The sequence below is a fragment of the Mycobacterium sp. 1164985.4 genome (assembly GCF_001668575.1).
Taxonomy (GTDB): domain Bacteria; phylum Actinomycetota; class Actinomycetes; order Mycobacteriales; family Mycobacteriaceae; genus Mycobacterium.
The window spans coordinates 53764-75462 of record NZ_LZMD01000075.1; the positions used below are offsets into that span (position 1 = coordinate 53764).

The window sequence follows — 21699 nt, forward strand, 5'->3', positions numbered from 1 at the left end:
GTCAGGCACCGGGGTCGGTGTTGACTTCGTCGGTGCTGTCGCCTTCCTCCGCGTTGCGCGCGATGGCTATCAGTGTTGTGCCCTCACCGAGGTTCATCAACCGGACACCCTTCGTCTGCCGCCCGGCCTTGCGAACCTGGCGAGCCGCGGTCCGGATGACGCCCCCACCCGAGGTGATGGCGTACAACTCCGTGTCGTCGTCGACGACCAACGCTCCCACAAGATTGCCACGGCGTTTGTCGAATTGGATCGTCAGGACCCCTTTGCCGCCGCGGCCCTGCACCGGGTACTCGTCGATCGCGGTGCGCTTGGCGTAGCCACCGGAGGTCGCCACCAGCAGGTACGTATCGGGCCGTACCACGTTCAGCGACAGCAGCGCGTCGTCGGCGTTGAACCGCATGCCCTGTACGCCCGAGGTCGCGCGCCCCATCGGGCGCAACGCCTCGTCGGTTGCCGAGAACCGGATCGACTGCCCCTTGGCCGAGACAAGCAGCAGATCGTCGTCGGACGAACACAGCACGGCTCCGACAAGCTCGTCGCCGTCGCGCAGATTGACCGCGACGATGCCACCGGAGCGGTTGGAGTCGAAGTCGACCAGCCGGGACTTCTTGACCAGCCCATTGCGGGTGGCCAGCACCAGGTACGGCGCGTCCTCGTAACTCTTGATCTGGATCACCTGCGCGATGCGCTCCTCGGGCTGGAACGCCAACAGGTTCGCCACGTGCTGGCCGCGCGCGGTGCGCGACGCCTCAGGCAGGTCGTATGCCTTGGCGCGATAGACCCGGCCCTGGGTGGTGAAGAACAGGATCCAGTCGTGCGTCGAGCAGACGAAGAAGTGGTTGACGATGTCGTCCTGTTTGAGGCCGGCGCCCTGCACGCCCTTACCGCCGCGCTTCTGGCTGCGGTACAGGTCGGTCTTGGTGCGCTTGGCGTAGCCGGTCTCGGTGATCGTGACGACGACGTCCTCGCGGGCGATCAGATCCTCGTCGGCAACATCTCCGTCGGACGCCACGATCCGGGTGCGACGGTCGTCGCCGTACTTGTCGGCGATCTCCTTGAGTTCGTCACGCACGATCGCGCGCTGCCGTTCGGGCTTGGCCAGGATGTCCTCGAGGTCGGCGATCTCGGCCTCGATCTTGGCCAGGTCGTCGACGATGCGCTGCCGTTCCAGGGCGGCCAGGCGGCGCAGCTGCATGTCCAGGATCGCCTGCGCCTGGATGTCATCGATGTCGAGCAGCTCGATCAAGCCCTGCCGCGCCACGTCGACGGTCTCCGACGCCCGGATCAACGCGATCACCTCGTCGAGTGCGTCGAGGGCCTTGACCAGACCGCGCAGGATGTGGGCCCGTTCGTTGGCTTTGCGCAACCGGTACCGAGTGCGCCGAACGATGACGTCGAGTTGGTGGTTGACGTAGTGGCGGATCAGCTGGTCGAGGCGCAACGTGCGCGGAACGCCGTCGACGATGGCCAGCATGTTGGCCCCGAAGCTGGTCTGCAGCTGGGTGTGCTTGTAGAGGTTGTTGAGCACCACCTTGGCCACGGCATCGCGCTTGAGCTCCACCACGATTCGTAGCCCGACGCGGTCGCTGGACTGGTCCTCGATGTTGGCGATGCCGTTGAGCTTGCCGTCGCGGACCTGCTCGGCAATCGAGGTGATGAAATTGTCGTGGTTGACCTGATACGGCAACTCGGTGATGACGATGCCGGTGCGGCCGCGGTTGTCCTCTTCGATCTCCACCACGCCGCGCATCCGGATGGACCCGCGGCCTGTGGTGTAAGTGTCGCTGATCCCTTGTGACCCAACGATCAAACCGTGCGTCGGGAAGTCCGGACCCTTGACGCGCTCGGTGACCGCGGCGAGCGTGGCCTCCTCGTCGGCGTCGTGGTTCTCCAGGCACCAGTACACAGCCTCGGCCAGCTCGCGGAGATTGTGCGGCGGGATGTTCGTGGCCATCCCGACCGCGATGCCGCCCGAGCCGTTGGCCAGCAGGTTCGGGAACCGGCTGGGCAGAACGGTCGGCTCCTGCACGCGCCCGTCATAATTTGGGATGAAATCGACTGTCTCCTCGTCGATTTCGCGCAGCATCTCCATGGCAAGCGGAGTCAACCGGGCCTCGGTGTACCGCATCGCCGCTGGCGGATCGTTGCCCGGGGAGCCGAAGTTGCCCTGCCCGTCTACCAGCGGGTAGCGCAGCGACCACGGCTGGGCCATCCGGACCAGGGTGTCGTAGATCGACGCGTCGCCGTGCGGGTGGTAGTTGCCCATCGTCTCGGCAACGGAGCGTGCGGATTTCGCGTGGCTGCGGTCGGGACGGAAGCCGGAGTCGAACATCGCGTACAGCACGCGACGGTGTACGGGTTTGAGGCCGTCGCGTACCTCCGGCAGCGCGCGCCCGACGATGACGCTCATCGCGTAATCGATGTAGCTGCGCTGCATCTCCTGCTGGATGTCGACCGGCTCGATGCGGTCGCCTGCTTCGTCGCCCGGCGGCAACGTGGTGTCAGTCATTATCTGCCTTCGGCTCTAGAGGAACTTCGCCTTAAACATCAAGGAAACGAACGTCTTTGGCATTACGGGTGATGAAGCTGCGACGTGCCTCGACGTCCTCGCCCATCAGGATCGAGAACAGCTCATCGGCCGCAGCGGCGTCGTCGAGGGTGACTTGACGCAACACCCGCACCGACGGGTCCATCGTGGTCTCCCACAACTCCTTGGCGTCCATCTCGCCCAGACCCTTGTAGCGCTGGATGCCGTCGTCGGTGTTGATCTTCTTGCCCGCCTTGCGTCCGGCCTCGAGCAACCCGTCGCGCTCGCGGTCCGAGTAGGCGAACTCGGGCTCGCTGCGCTGCCACTTGAGTTTGTACAGCGGCGGCTGGGCCAAGAAGATGTGCCCGTTCTCCACAAGCGGTTTCATGAACCGGAACAGCAGCGTCAGCAGCAGCGTGGAGATGTGCTGGCCATCGACGTCGGCGTCGGCCATCAACACGATCTTGTGATAACGCAGCTTGGAGATGTCGAACTCGTCGTGGATGCCGGTGCCCAACGCGGTGATGATCGCCTGGACTTCGGTGTTCTTGAGCACGCGGTCGATGCGGGCCTTCTCGACGTTGATGATCTTGCCGCGCAACGGCAGAATCGCCTGGAACATCGAATCGCGTCCGCTCTTGGCCGAACCACCGGCCGAATCGCCCTCCACCACATACAGTTCCGACTTGCGCGGATCGGTGGAGCGGCAATCGGCGAGCTTGCCCGGGAGCCCGCCGATGTCGGTGGCACTCTTGCGCCGCACCAATTCACGCGCCTTGCGCGCGGCGATGCGGGCCTGTGCCGACGAAACCGCTTTGTTGACAACGGTCTTGGCCTCGGCCGGGTTGGCGTCGAACCAGTGGGTGAGTTCTTCGTTGCAGATCTTCTGCACGAACGACTTCACCTCGGTGTTGCCGAGTTTGGTCTTGGTCTGACCCTCGAACTGCGGCTCGGACACCTTCACGGAGATGACCGCGGCCAGACCCTCGCGGATGTCGTCGCCGGTGAGATTGGGGTCCTTGTCCTTGAGCAGCTTCTTGTCTTTGGCGTACTTGTTGACCACCGAGGTCAGCGCCGCACGGAAGCCCTCCTCGTGGGTGCCGCCCTCGTGGGTGTTGATCGTGTTGGCGAAGGTGTGCACCGACTCCGAATAGCCGGCGTTCCACTGCATCGCGATCTCGACCTCATGACCGGCGGCCTTGCCGTCGAAGTCGATGATGCTCTGCTGGATCGGCGTCTTCGTGCGGTTGATGTGCTTGACGAAGTCCACCAGCCCGCCGGGGTAGTGGAAGACGCGGTGCTTGACCTTGTGGCCGGTCGAGGATTCGGCGGCCTTCTCATCGGCGGTCTTGGGCGCCTCGGCGGTGTCGCTGACCACCTCGTCGACGACCTCTTCGGCGGTCACCCGCTCGTCGGTCAACTCGATGGTCAGGCCCTTGTTGAGGAACGCCTGTTCCTGCAGGCGGCGCGCGACGGTCTCGAAGTCGTATTCCGTCGTCTCGAAGATGTCCGGATCCGCCCAGAACCGGACCGTCGTCCCCGTCTTCTTGGTCTTACCGCCCTGCTTGAGCTCACCGGGCACCGAGCGGTCGTAGTACTGGAACCACTCGTACCCGTCACGCAGAATCGTGACCTCGACCCGCGTGGACAGCGCGTTGACCACCGACACCCCGACGCCGTGCAGACCACCGCTGACCGCGTAACCGCTGTTCTCACCGCCGAACTTGCCGCCGGCGTGCAGCTGGGTCATGACGACGTCGACCGTCGGGATGCCCGCCTGCTTGTGCTTTTCGACCGGGATGCCGCGGCCGTCGTCGGTGACCTCGACGCTGCCGTCGCCCAGGATGCGCACGTCGACGCAGGTGGCGTAACCGGCCATCGCCTCGTCGATCGCGTTGTCGACGACTTCCCAGATCAGGTGGTGCAGACCCCGCTCACCGGTGGACCCGATGTACATACCCGGGCGCTTACGGACCGCCTCGAGACCTTCCAGGATGGTGATGGCATCCGCGCCGTACTCTTTAGGAGCATTCTTCTTCTGGGCAGCCACGTTGGACGGGTCTCCTTGGTCTCTTGCCGGGGAAGGCTGGCTGGGCGGTCGGACTACCGCCTGCGATCTGTCTCCATCCTACCGGCAGAGTCAGACAGGACCGACTCTGAGGCGGCGTTTCTGCACACCTATTTGCGCCGTCTGGGGAATTTCTCGATCCAGGGTGCCTCAAGACGCTTGAGAGCTAAGATCGCGGCGTCCTCGCGGCTTTCAGCCGACTGCTATCCATACGTGTCCCGCGGCCCCCGACCGGAGACGTGATAGCGGCCCTTGCGCCACGACGGGGCGACCGGTCCGACGATCTTCAGCGACTTCACGACACCGTCGCCCACCGCATCGGCGATTTTGGCCAACACCTGCGCCTGCACCATCCGCAACTGCGTGGCCCAGGCGGTGGACTCCGCCGAAATGGTCAGGATGCCGTCGTTGAGCGAGGTCGGTGTCGCGTGCGCGGCGATCCCTTCGCCGACAACGGCGGCCCATCGGCCGAACACCGCGCCCTCGGCAACGCGCCCCGACCATCCGCGGCTGCGGGCCAGGTCGCCGGCCGCCGACCCCAGCGGTTGGGGATCGCGGGCGTCCGGGCCGGGGCCCGACCACCGCCGGCGAGTGTTGCCCGCGATCTTTCGGGGTGCGGCTCCGCGCCGGCCGCGGCCGACGTCCTTGCCCTGGCTGCGCGCCGCACCGCGTGCCTCTTCGAGCGTGCGCCGCACCAGATCCATCCCGCGCAGGTGGGCGAGGTGCTCGGGTGGGCCGGTCTGGTCGTCCGACGATGTCACGGCTCCACCACCGAAATACGCCCGAAGTCGTCGTCGCGCATCGTGACCCCGATCCTGCGCGCGTCCCAGTCGGTCGGAATGTCCTCGGCCACCGCCGCCGTCACGAGCACCTGTTCGGCCGACGCCGCCACGGCGGCCAGCGCCTGCCTGCGCGCCGTGTCCAACTCCGCGAACACGTCGTCGAGCAGTAACACCGGATCGCCTCCTTCGGCGCGTAGCAGTTCGTAGGCGGCCAGCCGCAGCGACAGCGCCATCGACCACGATTCCCCATGGCTGGCAAAACCTTTCGCGATCTGGTCCCCGAGCCGCAGCTCGAGGTCGTCGCGGTGCGGCCCGACCAGGCAGACGCCCCGTTCGAGTTCGGCATCGCGGCGCCGCGCCAGGGCGTTGAGCAGACCCGCCTCGAACATCTCCGCGTCGGCGGTGCCCGCGGCCGCCTCGGCTTCCACCACATCCACACCGCTGCGGTATCGAATCGCAGCGGGCCGCGACGACGGCGCCAGCAGCTGGTATGCCTTCTCCACCTCCGGCGCGAGCTCGTTGACGAGCTCGACGCGGGCGGCGATCAGCTTGGCGCCCTTCTCGGCGAGGTGCCCGTCCCACACATCGAGGGTGTCGAAAGCACTTCTGTCACCGCGAAATCGAGCTCCGGACGCGGTCTTCAGCAGCGCGGTCCGTTGCCGCAGCACCTTGTCGTAATCGGCGCGGATCGCGGCCACCTGCGGACGCCGCGTGGTTGCGAGTTCGTCGAGATAGCGGCGTCGCTCACCCGGGTCGCCGCGCACCAGCGCAAGATCCTCGGGGGCGAACAGCACCGCCCGCAGCACGCCGAGAATCTCGCGCACGGAGCGGACAGGGGAGCGATTGATGCGCGCCTTGTTCGCGCGCCCGGCGGTGATCTCCAGGTCGACGGCGAGTTCGCGGCCCTCGTTGACGACGATCGTCGACACCACAGCGCGTTCGGCACCGGTGCGAATCAGGGGCGCGTCGGCCGCGACTCGGTGCGATCCGAGGGTGGACGAATACCACAGCGCCTCAACAATATTCGTCTTACCGAAGCCGTTCGGACCGACGAATACCGTCCGTCCCGGCTCCAGCTCCAGCTCGACGCGCGGCCAGGATCGGAAGTCGGTCAACGCCAAGCGGCGGACATACACTGCGCAGCCGCCTACCCGGACTCGCTGATCCGCTTGACCGCGTGCCCGCCGAACTGGTTCCGCAACGCCGACACCGCCTTCATCGACGGTGAGTCCTCCTGCCGCGAGGCGAACCGCGCGAACAGCGACGCCGCGATCACCGGCATCGGCACCCGGTGGCTGATCGCCTCCTCGACGGTCCACCGACCCTCACCGGAATCCTCGGTGTAGCCGCTGATTTCGCCGAACTCCGGATCTTCCTTGAGCGCCTTGGCCAGCAACTGCTGCAGCCACGACCGCACGACGGTGCCGTTGGTCCAAGCCTGAATGACCGCCTGGGTGTCAGTGATGAGTTCTTCGGCCGCCAGCAGCTCGTAACCTTCGGCGTAGGCCATCATCAAGCCGTATTCGATGCCGTTGTGCACCATCTTCGCGTAATGCCCCGCGCCTACCGGGCCGGCGTGTACGAATCCGTCCTCCCGCGGCCCCGGTGGCCGCAAGGTGTCGAAGATCGGCATCGCGCGTTCGACGTCGGCGTCGCTGCCACCGACCATCAGGCCGTAGCCTTCCTTCAGGCCCCAGACCCCGCCGGAGACCCCGGCGTCGATGAACGCGATTCCTTTGTCACCCAACAGTTTTGCGTGCGGCGCATCTTCGGTGTAGCGGGAGTTGCCCCCGTCGATGACAAGATCACCCTGGCTGAGGACGTCCGCGAGCGAAGTGATGGTGTCGTGGGTGATATGCCCCGACGGGACCATGACCCACACCACCCGCGGCGCATCGAGGGCCTCGGCCAGGGCCGCCAGCGTCGGAACGTCGGTGACTTCGGGCCTGGGGTCGTAACCGACCACCTTGTGGCCCCCCTCGCGCAGGCGTTCGCGCATGTTGAAGCCCATTTTTCCGAGACCGACCAGACCGAGTTGCATCTGCGCCCCTTCCGTGGCGTCGGCCGGTCAGCCTGGGAGCCGCACCGGCATCAACAGGTAGACGTAGTCGGTCTGCTGGGCGGGGAACGGGCCCGCGGCACCGACGGTTGTGTCGTCGTCGCTGGCCGGGCGCAACACTGCGGGCCGGCTCGGTGTCGTGAAACCGAACGTCACCCGCTCGGAGTGCAGCGAGCTCAAACCGTCGGTCAGATACGTGGGATTGAACGCGATGGTCAGCGGGTCCCCGGCGAAGCTGACCGGAAGATCTTCCTCCGCGCGGCCCACGTCGTCGGCGCCGGCGGAAAGATGCAGCGAATCCTCCGAGAACTCCATGCGCACCTGCGCGCCGCGGTCGGCCACCAGCGCCACGCGCTTGATGGCCTCGGTGAGCTCCCCGACACCGATGGTCGCCATCGCGGTGTGCTCGGTGGGCAGCAGCTGGCGGAACTTCGGGAACTCCGCGTCCAGTAGACGCGTGGTGCTTCGCTTGCCGCCGCTGCTGATCCCGAGCAGTCCCTCTTTTCCGACCGCTGCCCCGGCACCCAGCGCCAGGTGCACATCGCCGCTGTCGGCGCCGGCCTTGGCCGCTTCCGACAAGGTCTTGGCCGGCACCAGCACGGCGGCCTCCAGATCGGCGCCCGTCGTCGACCAAGTGAGTTCGCGCACCGCCAGACGGAACCGGTCGGTCGCCGCCAAAACCACCTTCTCCCCGGCGATTTCGACACGGATACCGGTCAACATCGGCAACGTGTCATCGCGGCCGGCCGCGATCGCCACCTGGCCGATGGCCTCAGCGAACAACTCGGCGGAGACGACACCGGTCTCCTCGGGCAGCGCGGGCAGGGTCGGGTAGTCCTCGACGGCCATGGTCGGCAGCGAGAACCGCGAACTTCCGCAAGTCAGTGAGACGCGGGTGCCGTCGACACTCACGTCGATCGGCTTGGCGGGGAGCGCCCTGGTGATGTCGGACAGCAGCCGACCGGATACCAAAACGCTGCCGGGTGAGGCGATCTCGGCCGGTACCCGCACCTCGGCGGACACCTCGTAGTCGAATCCCGAGATCGTCAGGCCGTGCTCGGAGCCGGTCAGCAAGACGCCCGCGAGCACCGGAACCGTCGGGCGAGTGGGCAGGTTGCGGGCCACCCATGCCACGGCTTCGGCGAAGTCCTCTCGTACCAGGCGGAACTTCAGATCGGTGACACCAACCGTTGTCGTCGCCACGTCCATAGGGTCCCTTCGGTCACAATCACGACAAGCCTCAAGCAGCGGTTTCTCGGTGTCTCACCACGCGTCTGACCGATGCGTCCCCGACGACCGTAACGGCTGTGATGAATCACCGTAGAGCTTTCCGCCCCAACTTGAAAGCTAATCGATCGGGGCGACATCGACGGCGTTCGGTGGGTCGAACGTCCGCCGGATCCGCGCTTCCCCAACCGCCTTCTTCGAAGAAGATTCTTGGGAGATATTCAAGCAACAGTATTAGGTCCTGTGGATGTTGGGGATGAATACATGTCGGCGCTGCTTACGGCCGTATAGGGCTGTGAGAGAGCTGTGGATGAATGCCGGGCGGCGAGGGATGAACTGTGGACTCGCTGTCGGTTGTGCAGGGATCGGCTGGTAGTTCATCGGTTGATCCCAAGTTCTCCACACCGGTGTGCACAACCGTGCGCTGTGACTGGTGTTGCCGGCGGTGCAGAAGATTTTTCGAAAAAAGTTTGTCGCCATACCCGCACGAGGGCGCGATCGAGCTCGACGAGAGGGGGGTAGAGGCGATGTGAGTCAGCGCTTGGAGCGCTGACGGATCCGTGTCGTCAGTTCCTTGACGTGATCGAAGACCTCACGGCGCTCGGCCATTTCGCCGCGAATCTTCTTCTCCGCGTACATCACGGTGGTGTGGTCACGGCCGAACGCCTGGCCGATCTTGGGCAGCGACAGGTCGGTGAGTTCCCGGCACAGATACATGGCGATCTGCCGCGACTGCGCCAGGGCGCGGGTCTTACCGGGTCCGCGTAACTCCTCGACCGTGGTCTCGAAGTACTCGGCGGTGGCCGCCATGATCGTCGCGGTGCTGATCTGCATGGTGCTGGCGTCGGAGATCAGATCCCGCAGCACGATCTCGGCAAGCGACTTGTCGATCGCGGTCTTGTTCAGGGAGGCGAACGCCGTTACGCGGATGAGAGCGCCCTCGAGTTCGCGAATGTTGCGCTCGATGCTGCTGGCGATGAGTTCGAGGACGTCGTCGGGAACATCGAGCCGGTCCATCTGCGCCTTCTTACGCAGAATGGCGATCCGGGTTTCCAGTTCCGGCGGCTGTACGTCGGTGATCAGTCCCCACTCGAAGCGGGTGCGCAGCCGGTCCTCGAGGGTGGCCAGCTGTTTGGGCGGCCGGTCCGAGGAGATGACGATCTGCTTGTTCGCATTGTGCAGGGTGTTGAAGGTATGGAAGAACTCCTCCTGGATACCTTCCTTGCCCTCGATGAACTGGATGTCATCGACCAGCAACACGTCGATGTCGCGGTAGCTGCGTTTGAACGACGCCTTCCGGTCGTCGCGCAGCGAGTTGATGAAGTCGTTGGTGAATTCCTCGGTGGAGACGTACTTGACGCGCATGCCGGGGAAGAGTCGCTGTGCGTAGTTTCCGGCGGCGTGCAGAAGATGCGTCTTGCCCAAACCGGACTCGCCCCAGATGAACAGCGGGTTGTATGCCCGCGCCGGTGCTTCGGCAATGGCCAGCGTCGCGGCGTGGGCAAACCTGTTGGAGGCGCCGATGACGAACGTGTCGAAGGTATAGCGGCGGTTGAGGTTGACCGCGGTGGTGTCGTCGGCGAGCGTACTCGGCGGCCGGCTGGTGAAGTAGGTCGGCCAACTCTCCTCGGCGCTGACACGCGCCTCGAGATCCTCGTCGACTTCGTCGGCCTCAGCGATCGTCGACAACCCGTTGAGGGGGGTGTCGGTGTCATCGGGGCCCGGGTCGGCGATGCGCACCCCGAGTTCCACGCGCTGGCCGAGCTGCCGGCTCAAGGCGGTGATGATGGGCTCGCGCAGGTGGCGTTCGATCTCGTTCTGCACGAACGGGGTGGGCACGGACAGCAGGGCAAAGCCTTCGGTGATGACAAGGGGTTTGACCAGCTTCAACCACGCTCTTTGCTGTGGCGTGAGGATCGGTCCGGCGAAGTCGTCGCCGCCGGTGCCCAGGTTGCCGTTGAGTTCGGCGACCACCGTGTTCCACACGGCTACGAAGGGCGGATCGGGGTCAGCTGTCAACGACGACTACCCCCTTGCGGTCTGTCCAGGGACGACCAAAAGGAACGATGACGTTCTGTCCACAAAGTTATCCACAGGCTGTGGAGACCGGACAGTCGTCGTCGTTCTGTTTTACACCGGCGGGGACGCCGCGGGCCGGGGCTCATCACAGATGCGAGACATCCTGTGGGCTCACGACTGGTCGGGCATCCTCGCTTCGTTGTCCGTCGCCGTTTCGTTATCGAATCGGCATTGGCAGAAGCTAACAGTTTTCTTCGCGGGTGCCAACCGTTCTGCAACATTGTGTGGACGGATATTTCGGGCCGTTGGTCGGCGGTGACAGGTGTTGCAAATGTGGCTGTCCCCACTGTCATTCGGCCAGGTTTGACCCAGCGAAATCTGCTCAGTACCCTCGAACAGTCGCCCGTACGAGGCGATACGGCTGCGACCCGGGCATCGACCGGGGACCGCGCCGGCTAGCAAGATGGACGAGCTTAACAACGGCAATTGCGTCCAAACCGATTCGTACGTCGTCGGTGGGGGATGCGGGTGCCAGACGCAACAAGGAGACAGCCGTGGCCAAGGGCAAGCGGACCTTCCAGCCGAACAACCGGCGCCGGGCGCGTGTGCATGGCTTCCGGCTGCGGATGCGCACCCGGGCAGGCCGGGCGATCGTCGCGAACCGGCGCAGCAAGGGTCGGCGCAAGCTGACCGCGTGACTCCCCGTGATCTCTAGCGGGAGTTGACGCTGTGCTTCCGGCGCGCCACCGAATGACGCGCTCGAGCGAGTTCGGAACCACTGTCAGTCGAGGGGTGCGCGCTGTGCAGCCCGACCTCGTCGTGCATGCGTTGCGCTCCGGTGCGCCATCCGATCCCGGTCCGAGGATCGGACTGGTCGTCTCCAAAGCCGTCGGCACCGCTGTGCAGCGCCACCGGGTGGCGCGCCGACTCCGGCATGTCGCACGCAATCTTCTCGACGAACTCGATCCCGCGGATCGCGTGGTGATCCGTGCCCTGCCCAGCAGCCGTCACGCCATCTCGGCACGCCTCGAACAGGAACTGCGGACCGCGCTGCGCCGAGCCAAACCCAAAGTCGAGGCGTCGCGGTGAGAGTGTCGATGCGTGCGGTCGGGGCGTGGACGGCCCGCGCCGTGATCTATGTGATCCAGCTGTACCGGCACACGATTTCGCCGCTGCGGCTGCCGACTTGCCGATTCACCCCGACCTGCAGCCAGTACGCGGTCGATGCGCTGACCGAGTACGGGTTGGTGCACGGTGGCTGGCTCGCGACGGTACGGCTGCTGAAATGTGGGCCGTGGCATAAGGGAGGATGGGACCCGATACCGGATCGTCCCGCACCCGACGGGCAAGACGACGCGCATGCGTCGGGTGCTCCCGCGGGCGAGTCCTCGGAGGATCGGGGCACCGCTGCCGACGTCAGTGGTGGCCACCGAGCATTGCGAGCAGGAAGCGAGACGCGTGTTTAACTGGTTCAGCCTGGACATCATCTACTACCCGGTGTCGGCGATCATGTGGGTCTGGTACAAGCTGTTCGCCTTCCTGTTGGGGCCCTCGAACTTCTTCGCGTGGGCGCTTTCGGTGATGTTCCTGGTGTTCACCCTGCGCGCGATCCTCTACAAGCCGTTCGTCAAGCAGATCCGGACGACGCGCCAGATGCAGGAGCTGCAGCCGCAGATCAAGGCGCTGCAGAAGAAGTACGGCAAGGACCGCCAGCGGATGGCGCTGGAGATGCAGAAGCTGCAGCGCGAGCACGGGTTCAACCCGATCCTCGGCTGTTTGCCGATGCTGGCCCAGGTGCCGGTGTTCCTCGGGCTGTTCCACGTGCTGCGGTCGTTCAACCGAACACAGGGCGGGTTCGGCCAGATCCATCTGTCGGTCGAGCAGAACCGGGCCACCGGCAACTACGTGTTCAGCCCGTCGGATGTGGCCAATTTCCTCGACGCCCATCTGTTCGGAGCGCCGCTGGGCGCGACCATGATTCAGAAGACCGGTCTGGACGCTTTCACCGAGTTCAACCGGGCGTCGGTGATCGCGGTCGGTGTGCCGATCATGATCCTGGCCGGCATCGCGACGTACTTCAACAGCCGCGCTTCGGTGGCCCGGCAGAGTCCAGAGGCCGCCGCCAATCCGCAGACGGCGATGATGAACAAGCTGGCGCTCTACGTCTTCCCGCTCGGCGTCGTCGTCGGCGGACCGTTCCTGCCGCTGGCGATCATCATGTACTGGCTGGCGAACAACATCTGGACCTTCGGCCAGCAGCACTACGTATTCGGCAAGATCGAGAAGGAAGAAGAGGCCAAGAAGCTCGAGGCTCAGGAGCGGCAGTCCAAGAACGCACCGCCGCCGGGAGCCAAGCCGAAACGTGACCGCAAGGCCCAGGCGGCGAAGACCGCCGAGGCAACGCAGAGTGACGACAGCGATGACGGCGACGCGGCGTCGGACAACGGCGCGGCAGGAAAGAAGCCGACGGGCAGCAGCCCGGGCAAGGCCGCCAGCGGAGCGGCCAATCGCACGCCGCGGCCCGGCGCAAGCCCGCGCCCCGGGGCGCGGCCCAAGAAACGTAAACGGTGACCGGGCGACCCCCGGCGGGATGAGGAGACAACGACATGACTGACGCCGACACGACCGAACGCGACGAACTGCGCGATGCCTCCGCGCCGGCAGCGGAGGACGACCTCGAGGAGAAGTTGGTCGCCGAGGGTGAGATCGCGGGCGACTATCTCGAGGAGCTTCTGGATTTGCTCGACTTCGACGGCGACATCGATCTCGACGTCGAGGGTGACCGCGCGGTGGTGAGCATCGACGGCGGCGCCGATCTGAACAAGTTGGTCGGGCGCAAGGGCGAGGTGCTCGACGCGCTGCAGGAGCTGACGCGGCTCGCCGTGCACCAGAAGACCGGTGAGCGCAGCCGCCTGATGCTCGACATCGCGCGGTGGCGCCGCCGGCGTCGCGATGAGTTGGCCGCCCTCGGTGAGAAGGTGGCCCGGCGGGTGCTCGAGACGGGCGAGCGCGAAGAGCTGTCGCCGATGACTCCGTTTGAGCGCAAGATCGTGCACGACGCGGTGGCCGCCATCGACGGTGTGCACAGCGAGAGCGAGGGTGTCGAGCCGTCGCGCCGCGTGGTCGTTCTCGCCGACTGACCCAGAGTTACAACCGTGTAGTTCATAGGCGTCGTCGGTCCGACGCGACGATCCGGAGGATGTTTCACGTGAAACATGGGGAGGTGTCGGCGCCGCCGGAAGCGGCCGCCTCCTTGTTCGGGGAGCGGCTCGAGCTGACGGAGCGATACGCCGGGGTGCTCGCCGGCGCGGGCGTCGAGCGAGGCTTGATCGGACCCCGTGAGGTCGATCGGCTGTGGGACCGCCACATTCTCAACAGTGTCGCTTTGGCCGAGCTGATCGAGCCGCGGTGTCGCATCGCCGACATCGGCAGCGGCGCGGGCCTGCCCGGGATACCGTTGGCGTTGGCCCGACCGGATATCCGTGTGACGCTCGTCGAACCGCTTCTGCGCCGCAGCGAGTTTCTGCGCGAAGTGGTCCGAGAACTCGGCATCGACGTGATGGTCGTTCGGGGGCGGGCCGAGGAGCCAGGGGTGAGGAAGCAAGTGGGGGAGACGGACGTAGTCGTGTCCAGGGCGGTGGCTTCCCTGGACAAGCTGACTCGATGGAGCATGCCGCTCCTTCGCGTGGATGGCCACATGCTCGCCTTGAAGGGGGAGCGTGCCGAAGAGGAGATCCGTGACCACCGGCGTGTGATGGCGTCGCTCGGTGCGGCCGATGTAAAGGTGATGAGGTGTGGCGCGAACTACTTGGATCCACCCGCGACCGTCGTCGTGGCACGGCGGGAGAAGACGGTAGCGCACCGGTCGACGGGCAGGAGACGAGGATGACGTCACCGCGGAACGGCGCCGAACCGGTGACGCACGCGCCGGGCGGGGAGCTCCCCGATGTTTCACGTGAAACCCAAGCACCGGATGTTTCACGTGAAACGAAGCCCGAAACGGGCGGCGCCCCGGCAGAGGCCTGGTCGCAGAAGAACGATCCGGGTGCGTGGGACGACCCCGCTGGGATCGACACCCCGATCGGGGCCGAGGCCGAACGCGCGGTGCGCTTGCTCCACGCCGCATCGAAGGGCAGCCTGCCACGGCCAGACCGCCAGCGGGTGTTCACGATCGCCAATCAAAAGGGCGGCGTCGGCAAGACGACGACAGCCGTCAACGTCGCGGCGGCCCTCGCGCTGCAGGGGTTGCAGACGCTCGTCATCGACCTCGACCCCCAGGGCAACGCGAGCACGGCATTGGGCATCGAACACCGGCCGGGCACGCCGTCGTCGTATGAAGTGTTGATCGGCGAGATACCACTCCGCGACGCCCTACAGCGCAGCCCGCACAACGACCGCCTCTACTGCGTGCCCGCGACTATTGACCTGGCCGGCGCCGAGATCGAGTTGGTCAGCATGGTCGCGCGCGAGGGACGGCTGCGCACCGCGCTGGCGTCGCTCACCGACTTCAACTTCGACTATGTGTTCATCGACTGCCCGCCGTCGCTGGGGCTGCTGACCATCAACGCGTTCGTCGCGGCACCCGAGGTGCTGATCCCCATTCAGTGCGAGTACTACGCGCTCGAGGGTGTCGGCCAGTTGATGCGGACAATCGAGATGGTCAAGGCACATCTCAACCCTCAACTCAATGTCACGACGGTCATCCTGACGATGTACGACGGGCGGACGAAGCTCGCCGATCAAGTGGCCTCCGATGTGCGGGCGCATTTCGGCAACAAGGTTCTTCGCACCGTCATCCCGCGCAGCGTGAAGGTGTCCGAGGCCCCCGGTTATGGGATGACGATCCTCGGATACGACCCGGGGTCACGGGGGGCGATGAGCTATCTGGATGCGAGCCGTGAGATCGCGGAGCGCCGATGAGCGCTTGCGCGAAGAGCGTCGAACCCTGTCCGAACCGAAACAACCGATAAGCGCTTGCGCTAAGGAGAAGAACATGAGTCAACCCACCCGCAAGCGCAGCGGCCTCGGCCGGGGCCTGGCCTCGCTGATCCCCACCGGACCCGCCGACGGGGACAACACCGGGTTCGGTCCCCGGATGGGCGACGCTGCGGCCGACGTCGTGATCGGCGGCCCCTCCAACGGCAGCACGACAAACGAGGTCGGCGCGGTGTACCGCGAGATCGACCCGTCGGCGATCGAACCGAATCCCCGCCAGCCGCGCCAGGTCTTCGACGAAGAGGCGCTCGGCGAGCTCGTCCACTCGATACGTGAGTTCGGCCTCATGCAGCCGATCGTCGTGCGCGAACTGCCGGCGGCCGAAGCGGGAGCCGCGCGCTTCCAACTGGTGATGGGGGAGCGGCGGTGGCGAGCCGCCCAGGAGGCCGGGCTCGCCACCATCCCTGCGATCGTCCGCGAGACCACCGACGACAGCATGCTGCGCGACGCGCTGTTGGAGAACATTCACCGTGTGCAGCTGAACCCGTTGGAAGAGGCCGCCGCCTACCAACAACTGCTCGACGAGTTCGGGGTCACCCACGATGAACTCGCGTCCCGAATCGGGCGGTCCCGGCCGGTGATCACCAACATGATCCGGCTGCTGCGCTTGCCGATCGCGGTGCAGCGCCGCGTCGCCGCCGGCGTGCTGTCGGCCGGCCATGCGCGCGCGCTTCTCTCCCTCGAAGCGGGACCGGAGAAACAGGAGGAGCTCGCCGCGCGGATCGTGGCCGAGGGCCTGTCGGTGCGAGCCACCGAGGAAGCGGTCACGCTCGCCAACAGCGCCGGCGCACCACCGCCGTCCGCGCCGAAGCGCAAGCCGATCAACATGCCGGGGCTCCAGGACGTTGCTGAACGGCTGTCGACGGCGTTCGATACGCGGGTGACGGTCAGCTTGGGCAAACGCAAGGGCAAGATCGTGGTCGAATTCGGCTCGGTGGACGACCTGCAACGCATAGTCGAACTGATGAGCGCATCTGAGCGGTGACCCACCATACCGGGTAATTACGTCACTGTGACACAACCCGGGCCGACTCGGCGTGAATGCCGCCCCCTGAAGGAAACCACCTGTGACACAACACGTTTCGTCTCCCGCCCCAAGAGGCCCGCAAAACGGAGCGTCGACCAGGCCGCGTCCTTCTATCCTGGACTGGAAGCTGCACATCGCGGCATCGCGTAGGACTCGGGAAGTTTAGTGTCGGCACGCATCACGCCTCTTCGGCTCGAAGCCTTCGAGCAGTTGCCGAAGCATGCCCGCCGCTGTGTGTACTGGGAGGTCGATCCCCTCACCCTCGGGCGCGACGCCGCGGGGGCCGCGGTGCCGGGGGTCGACGATCACCTGTCGGATCCCGAGTTCGAGAAGGAAGCGTGGCTGTCAATGGTCATGCTCGAGTGGGGGTCGTGCGGTCAGGTCGCGGTGCAGTCCACGAACGAACAGTCCGACGACGGCCTTCCCCCGTTGCGCGGAGATGAGGCCTGCCTCGGTTACGCCTTCTACGCGCCGCCCGGATCCGTGCCGCGGGCACGACGCTTTCCGACCGCACCCGTGAGCGCCGACGCGGTTCTGCTCACGTCGCTCGGCATCGAATCGGGGGAAGACACCGAGGGAATCTCGCGGGCGCTGATCTCCGCGGTCGTCGGCGACCTGGTCCGCCGCGGTGCCCGCGCGCTCGAGGCCTTCGCGCACACCGCCGCGGTCAGCGAGCTCGCCGAACCGGGCGCGGTGACGCCGGAGCTGCGCCCGGTCCTCGAGGTTCTCGGTGACTGCTCGGTCGAACAGTGTGTGCTCGACTCCGACGTCCTCCTCGATGCGGGTTTCGTCGTCGTCTCCCAACACCGGTACTTCCCGCGGCTGCGGCTCGAGCTGGAGCAGGGGCTGGGCTGGAAGGCCGATGTCGAGGCGGCGCTGGAGCGATTGTTCGAGTTCGCTCAGATTCGACAACCGGTCGGGGCGGGCGCGGGCCCGGTCGGATTGACCGCGGCCGACGGCTAAGAGGGGCTGACGCGGCCGGCGGCCTGCTCGACCGAGAGCTCGTGGGCCAGCAGTTCGGCGAATGTGAAAGTGCCTGTGGGACGGTCGTTTTTGCCCAGCAGGTAAAGCCGCTTGACGGCGGCGAGCATACCCTCGGCGATCGCGTCGCGGGCCTGCGTGGACACCAGCGTGGCCCGGTCGTGCGGGTTGGTGATGTAACCGACGTCGACCTGCACCGTGGGCATGCGCGTCAGGCGCAACAGGTCCCACGTCCGCCCATGGGTACGGCAGTCGCGTAATCCAGTGCGGGCCACCACTTCTCGCTGAATGAAATCGGCGAGGTTGCGCCCAATGGTCGACACTGAGCCGTGCGAGTTACCGAAGTGGAACGATGCGACGCCGTTGGCGGACGGAGTGGGCTGCGTGGCGCAGCGCAGGCTGATCATCAGGTCGGCGCCGACGGCGTTGGCGGTCGCGGCGCGTTCGGCATCCGACGGGGCGCGGTTGGCCGGCCGCGACAGGAAGGTCTCCATGCCGATGGCGGTCATCCGGCCCTCGAGACGACTTGCCAAGTCCCACAGGATGTCCGACTCGCTGATCGGGCCGTTCGGGCCCTGCATGATCTGACCATGGTCGTCGCCGCCGCGGCCCGGGTCGATGATGATCCGCTTGCCCGACAGGCGCGGACCGGAGCTGCGGACCAACTCCTCCTCGCGGATCGCGTGCGGAGAGCCGCCGGTGACGCGGGATCCCAGAAAGTACAAGGAGCGCAACGTTTCCGGGCCGCAGATGCCGTCGGGGTACAGCCCGTACTCGCGTTGATAAGACATCAGCGCGTTGTGTGTTGCCAGCCCGAAATGACCGTCGACCAGTCCGGTGTAGAAGCCGAGATCCTGTAGGCGCGCTTGGAGTGTCGCGACGTCGTCGCCGAACATCGGTGCGCCGAACTGGTGACTGAGCGTGCGCGCACCGAGCCGGTACGACGCCTCCTTCAGCGCGCGGTACGTCGCCTCGCCGACGATCCCGTCAACCAGAAGCCCGCGATGCTGCTGGAAGGCGCGCACGGCCTGGTCGAGTTCCGCGTCGAAAACGTCGAGTGCGACATGCCTGCCAGTGGTGATCTCCTCGTCGGAGTTCTCGAGCATGCCCAGCGCCGTCAACGCAGCCCGGATCTCGGTGACCGCGGACCCGCGGTCACCGCGACGCAGACTGGACATATGCGGCCTTTCAGTCACGGTTGTCAGCTGCGCAAAGGCGCCGACCAAGTTGACGGGCTAGGCACGATTGTCGCAGACACACCGCCGATTCAAGAAAACCCCAGGCCGGTGTCCGCGTCCCGGATTACCTATGGAGGCGGGTATCAGAGCACGTCAGCGAGCTCGCGCAGCAGCGCAGCCTTACCTTTTGCGCCGACGATCCGCTTCACGGGGGAGCCGTCCTTGAAAACGATGAGCGTCGGTATCGACACCACCTGAAAATCGCGGGCGGTGGCCGGGTTCGCGTCGACATCGAGTTTCACAACCGTCAGCGCGCCGGCCTTCTCGGTGGCGATCTCTTCCAGCACCGGGGCGATCATCTTGCACGGACCGCACCAGGTCGCCCAGAAGTCCACCAGCACCGGTGTCCTGCTGGACAACACGTCCGCAGAGAACGTGTCGTCGGTCACCGCAACGGTGGTTCCAGTGGTCTCGGTCATCAGTGGTGCTCCTATCAAACGGGGGTTTCGGTGGTCTCATCGATTGGGCCGGAACCGATTTCGGCGAGCCAGCGTTCGGCGTCGATGGACGCCGAGCAGCCGGTGCCCGCGGCGGTGATGGCCTGGCGGTAAGTGCGGTCGACGAGATCGCCTGCGGCGAAGACGCCTTCAATCGAAGTGCTGGTCGAACCCCGCAGCGTCACGACGTAACCGTCCTCGTCGAGGTCGACCTGGCCGCGGACCAGATCCGATCGAGGATCGTGGCCGATTGCGACGAACACGCCGGTGACGGCGAGCTTGGACTCCTCGCCGGTCGCGGTGTTACGCAACCGGACTCCGCTGACCTTCGGGCTGCCCCCGATCTCGACGACCTCGGTGTTGGTCAGGAACGTGATCTTCTCGTTCGCGCGGGCCCGGTCCAGCATGATCCGGGAGGCGCGGAACTCGTCGCGGCGGTGCACCAGCGTGACGTTGCGGGCGAACTTGGTCAGGAAGATGGCCTCCTCCATCGCCGAGTCGCCGCCGCCGACCACGATGATGTCCTCGTCGCGGAAGAAGAAGCCGTCACACGTCGCGCACGTGCTCACGCCCATGCCGAGCAGGGCCTCTTCACCGGGCACGCCGAGGTGCCGCGCGGCAGCGCCCATCGCGAGGATGACCGCTCGTGCCTGGTACGTGTCGTCACCGACGGTCACGGTCTTGATCGGGCCGTCGAGCGAAACCTCGTCGACGTCCTCCATGCGCAGGTCCGCACCGAAGCGCAGCGCCTGTTCGCGCATCTCGTCCATCAGTTCGGGACCGGTGATTCCGTTGCGGAAACCGGGATAATTCTCCACCTCGGTGGTGGTCATCAGCGCGCCGCCGAATTGGACACCTTCGAACACCAGGGGCTTGAGCTGCGCGCGCGCCGCGTAGATGGCGGCGGTGTAACCGGCCGGGCCGGATCCGATGATGATCAGCTCGTGGACCGTGGATGTGGTGGTCATTTGCGCCTTTCTGCCGCATTCGTGCGACACCGGTGTAAACACCAGCGTAGGCGGTGGTGTTCCCCGGACTTTCCGAACAACCTCGGGGGACAGACTACGGTCGTTTGACCACGGTTTCGGCCAGCAGCCCACTGTGAGCCGCGTGGCACCCCGCGTCGACGACCACCGCGACCACGTCGCTCGCGGTGCGCGCGGGCAGGAGCAACACGACCGCCGGCCGCCCACCCATGGCGACGGTACGGGCGCCGAGGATGGGCGTGCTCGCCGGGTGGCCGAGTCCCTCGAGGCAGCCCGCGCGGCGACCGGGGTCCGCCAGCGGACCGTATTCGGGAGGTGCCGACAGCAGACCGGCGAGCTCGGGACCGGTCAGCGGCACGGTCGGCGGCGGGCGCGACACCGTGATGCGCTCGGCCGTCGGTGCGGGCCGGGAGAACCGGGGCGCAGGGTCGCGGACCAGCATCGACGTCCCGATGACGACGCCGGTCACTACGGCGGCAAGCCCGATGACGAGCCCGAGAACGTGGACACGACGCAGTCGGGGCCGCTCGACGGCGTGCGTGGGCTCGCGCGCGGCACGCAGCGCCGCGCCAACGCGTTCGGCGACACCGGGAGGGACATCGGGCGCGGAGGCCTCGTCGTGCGCCAACCGGGCCAGGCCGCGGCGCACCCGTTCGACCGCCGGATCCGAGCCGTCGTCCTGCATCTCAGCCAGTCTCCACCACGACAGGTGAGACGCGGCGGATATGCCGGCGGCTCCGATCAGTCGGTGCGTGCGGTGGCCTGCGCGTCGAAGCAGTCGAGCGCCTCGGCCAGCTTGGACCGGGCGCGGGAACACCTGCTCTTCACGGTGCCTTCGGGGACCCCGAGCATGCGAGCGGTCTCGGCCACCGAATACCCCTGCATGTCGACGGCGACCACGGCCGCACGCTGTTCGACGGGCAACCGCATGAGCGCCCGTTCGACGACGATCGCGGTGTCGACGTGCGAGGCCGGGTCGCCGACCTGTGCGATGTCGTCGGACAGTGTTTCGGCCGCTCGGATCTTGTTGCGCCGCAATCGATCCAGGCAGGCGTTGACCACGATGCGGTGCAACCAGCTGTTGACCGCGGAGTCGTACCGGAAGGCGGGGGCCCGCCGGTGCGCCTTGAGCATGGCGTCCTGCAGAGCGTCGGCGGCGTCGTCGGGGTTGCGGCTGGTGATGCGTGCGATCCGGTACAGCTGGCGGTGGTGACGGTAGAACAACTCCTCGAACGCGTACCGGTCGCCTGCGACGTGCGCGGCGAGCAGTTCCGCGTCACTGCGCTGCCGACCGGACTGCCCCCCGAACGTCCCCACAGCCGAACACTAAACGGGCCGGCGGGGGCCTCCCGA

At 66.3% G+C, this 21699-nt stretch carries 21 protein-coding genes; 9 read left to right on the forward strand and 12 right to left on the reverse strand.

What is annotated here, in order from left to right; all coding sequences use genetic code 11:
* Position 1: 1 nt before the first annotated feature.
* The 7 genes from gyrA to dnaA all read right to left on the reverse strand — a co-directional run bounded on the left by gyrA (position 2) and on the right by dnaA (position 10682).
* Positions 2–2509 (reverse strand): DNA gyrase subunit A, encoded by a 2508-nt coding sequence (gene gyrA, locus A5650_RS16170; RefSeq protein ID WP_067293425.1) that lies wholly within the window; start codon positions 2507–2509, stop codon positions 2–4.
* Between the two features lie 31 nt (positions 2510–2540).
* Complete coding sequence (gyrB, locus tag A5650_RS16175; protein WP_067293428.1) at positions 2541–4577, reverse strand: DNA topoisomerase (ATP-hydrolyzing) subunit B; 2037 nt, start codon at positions 4575–4577, stop codon at positions 2541–2543.
* A 221-nt stretch (positions 4578–4798) separates the two neighbouring features.
* A complete protein-coding gene (locus tag A5650_RS16180; RefSeq protein WP_067293432.1) occupies positions 4799–5356 on the reverse strand; it encodes a DUF721 family protein in 558 nt (185 codons plus the stop codon).
* Complete coding sequence (gene recF / locus A5650_RS16185) at positions 5353–6513, reverse strand: DNA replication/repair protein RecF (RefSeq protein ID WP_067293435.1); 1161 nt, start codon at positions 6511–6513, stop codon at positions 5353–5355. The genes A5650_RS16180 and recF overlap by 4 nt, the downstream gene beginning before the upstream one ends.
* 11 nt (positions 6514–6524) lie before the next feature.
* Entirely contained in the window at positions 6525–7418 is an 894-nt protein-coding gene (gene gnd, locus A5650_RS16190; protein WP_067293438.1) for a phosphogluconate dehydrogenase (NAD(+)-dependent, decarboxylating), read from the reverse strand.
* Between the two features lie 27 nt (positions 7419–7445).
* The gene (dnaN, locus tag A5650_RS16195) at positions 7446–8645 is read right to left on the reverse strand and encodes a DNA polymerase III subunit beta (protein ID WP_067293441.1); all 1200 of its coding nucleotides are present in this window, start codon (positions 8643–8645) and stop codon (positions 7446–7448) included.
* A gap of 552 nt (positions 8646–9197) precedes the next feature.
* Complete coding sequence (gene dnaA, locus A5650_RS16200; protein WP_067293444.1) at positions 9198–10682, reverse strand: chromosomal replication initiator protein DnaA; 1485 nt, start codon at positions 10680–10682, stop codon at positions 9198–9200.
* Between the two features lie 554 nt (positions 10683–11236).
* Between dnaA and rpmH the strand changes: the two genes are divergently transcribed.
* The 9 genes from rpmH (at position 11237) to A5650_RS16245 (ending at position 17667) form a co-directional block, all read left to right on the forward strand.
* Positions 11237–11380, forward strand: a complete 144-nt coding sequence (rpmH, locus tag A5650_RS16205; protein WP_003890928.1) for a 50S ribosomal protein L34 — start codon at positions 11237–11239, stop codon at positions 11378–11380.
* A 31-nt stretch (positions 11381–11411) separates the two neighbouring features.
* Complete coding sequence (gene rnpA / locus A5650_RS16210) at positions 11412–11771, forward strand: ribonuclease P protein component (RefSeq protein ID WP_067293446.1); 360 nt, start codon at positions 11412–11414, stop codon at positions 11769–11771.
* 8 nt (positions 11772–11779) lie between these two features.
* A complete protein-coding gene (gene yidD, locus A5650_RS16215; RefSeq protein WP_067293511.1) occupies positions 11780–12148 on the forward strand; it encodes a membrane protein insertion efficiency factor YidD in 369 nt (122 codons plus the stop codon).
* Between the two features lie 43 nt (positions 12149–12191).
* Positions 12192–13253, forward strand: a complete 1062-nt coding sequence (yidC, locus tag A5650_RS16220) for a membrane protein insertase YidC (RefSeq protein WP_231992637.1) — start codon at positions 12192–12194, stop codon at positions 13251–13253.
* Positions 13254–13288: 35 nt separating this feature from the next.
* Positions 13289–13822 (forward strand): Jag family protein, encoded by a 534-nt coding sequence (locus A5650_RS16225; protein WP_067293453.1) that lies wholly within the window; start codon positions 13289–13291, stop codon positions 13820–13822.
* 59 nt (positions 13823–13881) lie between these two features.
* On the forward strand, positions 13882–14571 hold the full coding sequence (gene rsmG, locus A5650_RS16230; protein ID WP_067293457.1) for a 16S rRNA (guanine(527)-N(7))-methyltransferase RsmG: 690 nt from the start codon (positions 13882–13884) through the stop codon (positions 14569–14571).
* Positions 14568–15602 (forward strand): ParA family protein, encoded by a 1035-nt coding sequence (locus A5650_RS16235; RefSeq protein WP_067293460.1) that lies wholly within the window; start codon positions 14568–14570, stop codon positions 15600–15602. The genes rsmG and A5650_RS16235 overlap by 4 nt, the downstream gene beginning before the upstream one ends.
* Before the next feature lie 73 nt (positions 15603–15675).
* Entirely contained in the window at positions 15676–16662 is a 987-nt protein-coding gene (locus tag A5650_RS16240) for a ParB/RepB/Spo0J family partition protein (protein ID WP_067293463.1), read from the forward strand.
* 207 nt (positions 16663–16869) lie between these two features.
* Entirely contained in the window at positions 16870–17667 is a 798-nt protein-coding gene (locus tag A5650_RS16245) for an acetyltransferase (RefSeq protein ID WP_067293466.1), read from the forward strand.
* Here the strand turns inward: A5650_RS16245 and A5650_RS16250 are convergent.
* From A5650_RS16250 to sigM, 5 genes are all read right to left on the reverse strand, one after another.
* On the reverse strand, positions 17664–18863 hold the full coding sequence (locus A5650_RS16250; protein WP_067293469.1) for an N-acetylmuramoyl-L-alanine amidase: 1200 nt from the start codon (positions 18861–18863) through the stop codon (positions 17664–17666). The two genes, A5650_RS16245 and A5650_RS16250, sit on opposite strands and share 4 nt — an antisense overlap.
* Positions 18864–19006: 143 nt before the next feature.
* On the reverse strand, positions 19007–19342 hold the full coding sequence (gene trxA, locus A5650_RS16255) for a thioredoxin (RefSeq protein WP_067293471.1): 336 nt from the start codon (positions 19340–19342) through the stop codon (positions 19007–19009).
* A 14-nt stretch (positions 19343–19356) separates the two neighbouring features.
* The gene (trxB, locus tag A5650_RS16260) at positions 19357–20328 is read right to left on the reverse strand and encodes a thioredoxin-disulfide reductase (RefSeq protein WP_067293474.1); all 972 of its coding nucleotides are present in this window, start codon (positions 20326–20328) and stop codon (positions 19357–19359) included.
* Positions 20329–20422: 94 nt separating this feature from the next.
* Positions 20423–21031 carry an RsmA family anti-sigma factor gene (locus A5650_RS16265; protein WP_082950787.1) on the reverse strand — a complete coding sequence of 203 codons (609 nt, stop codon included), beginning with the start codon at positions 21029–21031 and terminating at the stop codon, positions 20423–20425.
* 56 nt (positions 21032–21087) lie between these two features.
* Positions 21088–21663: an RNA polymerase sigma factor SigM gene (sigM, locus tag A5650_RS16270; RefSeq protein WP_067293477.1), complete on the reverse strand. Its 576-nt coding sequence runs from the start codon at positions 21661–21663 to the stop codon at positions 21088–21090.
* Positions 21664–21699 lie beyond the last annotated feature (36 nt).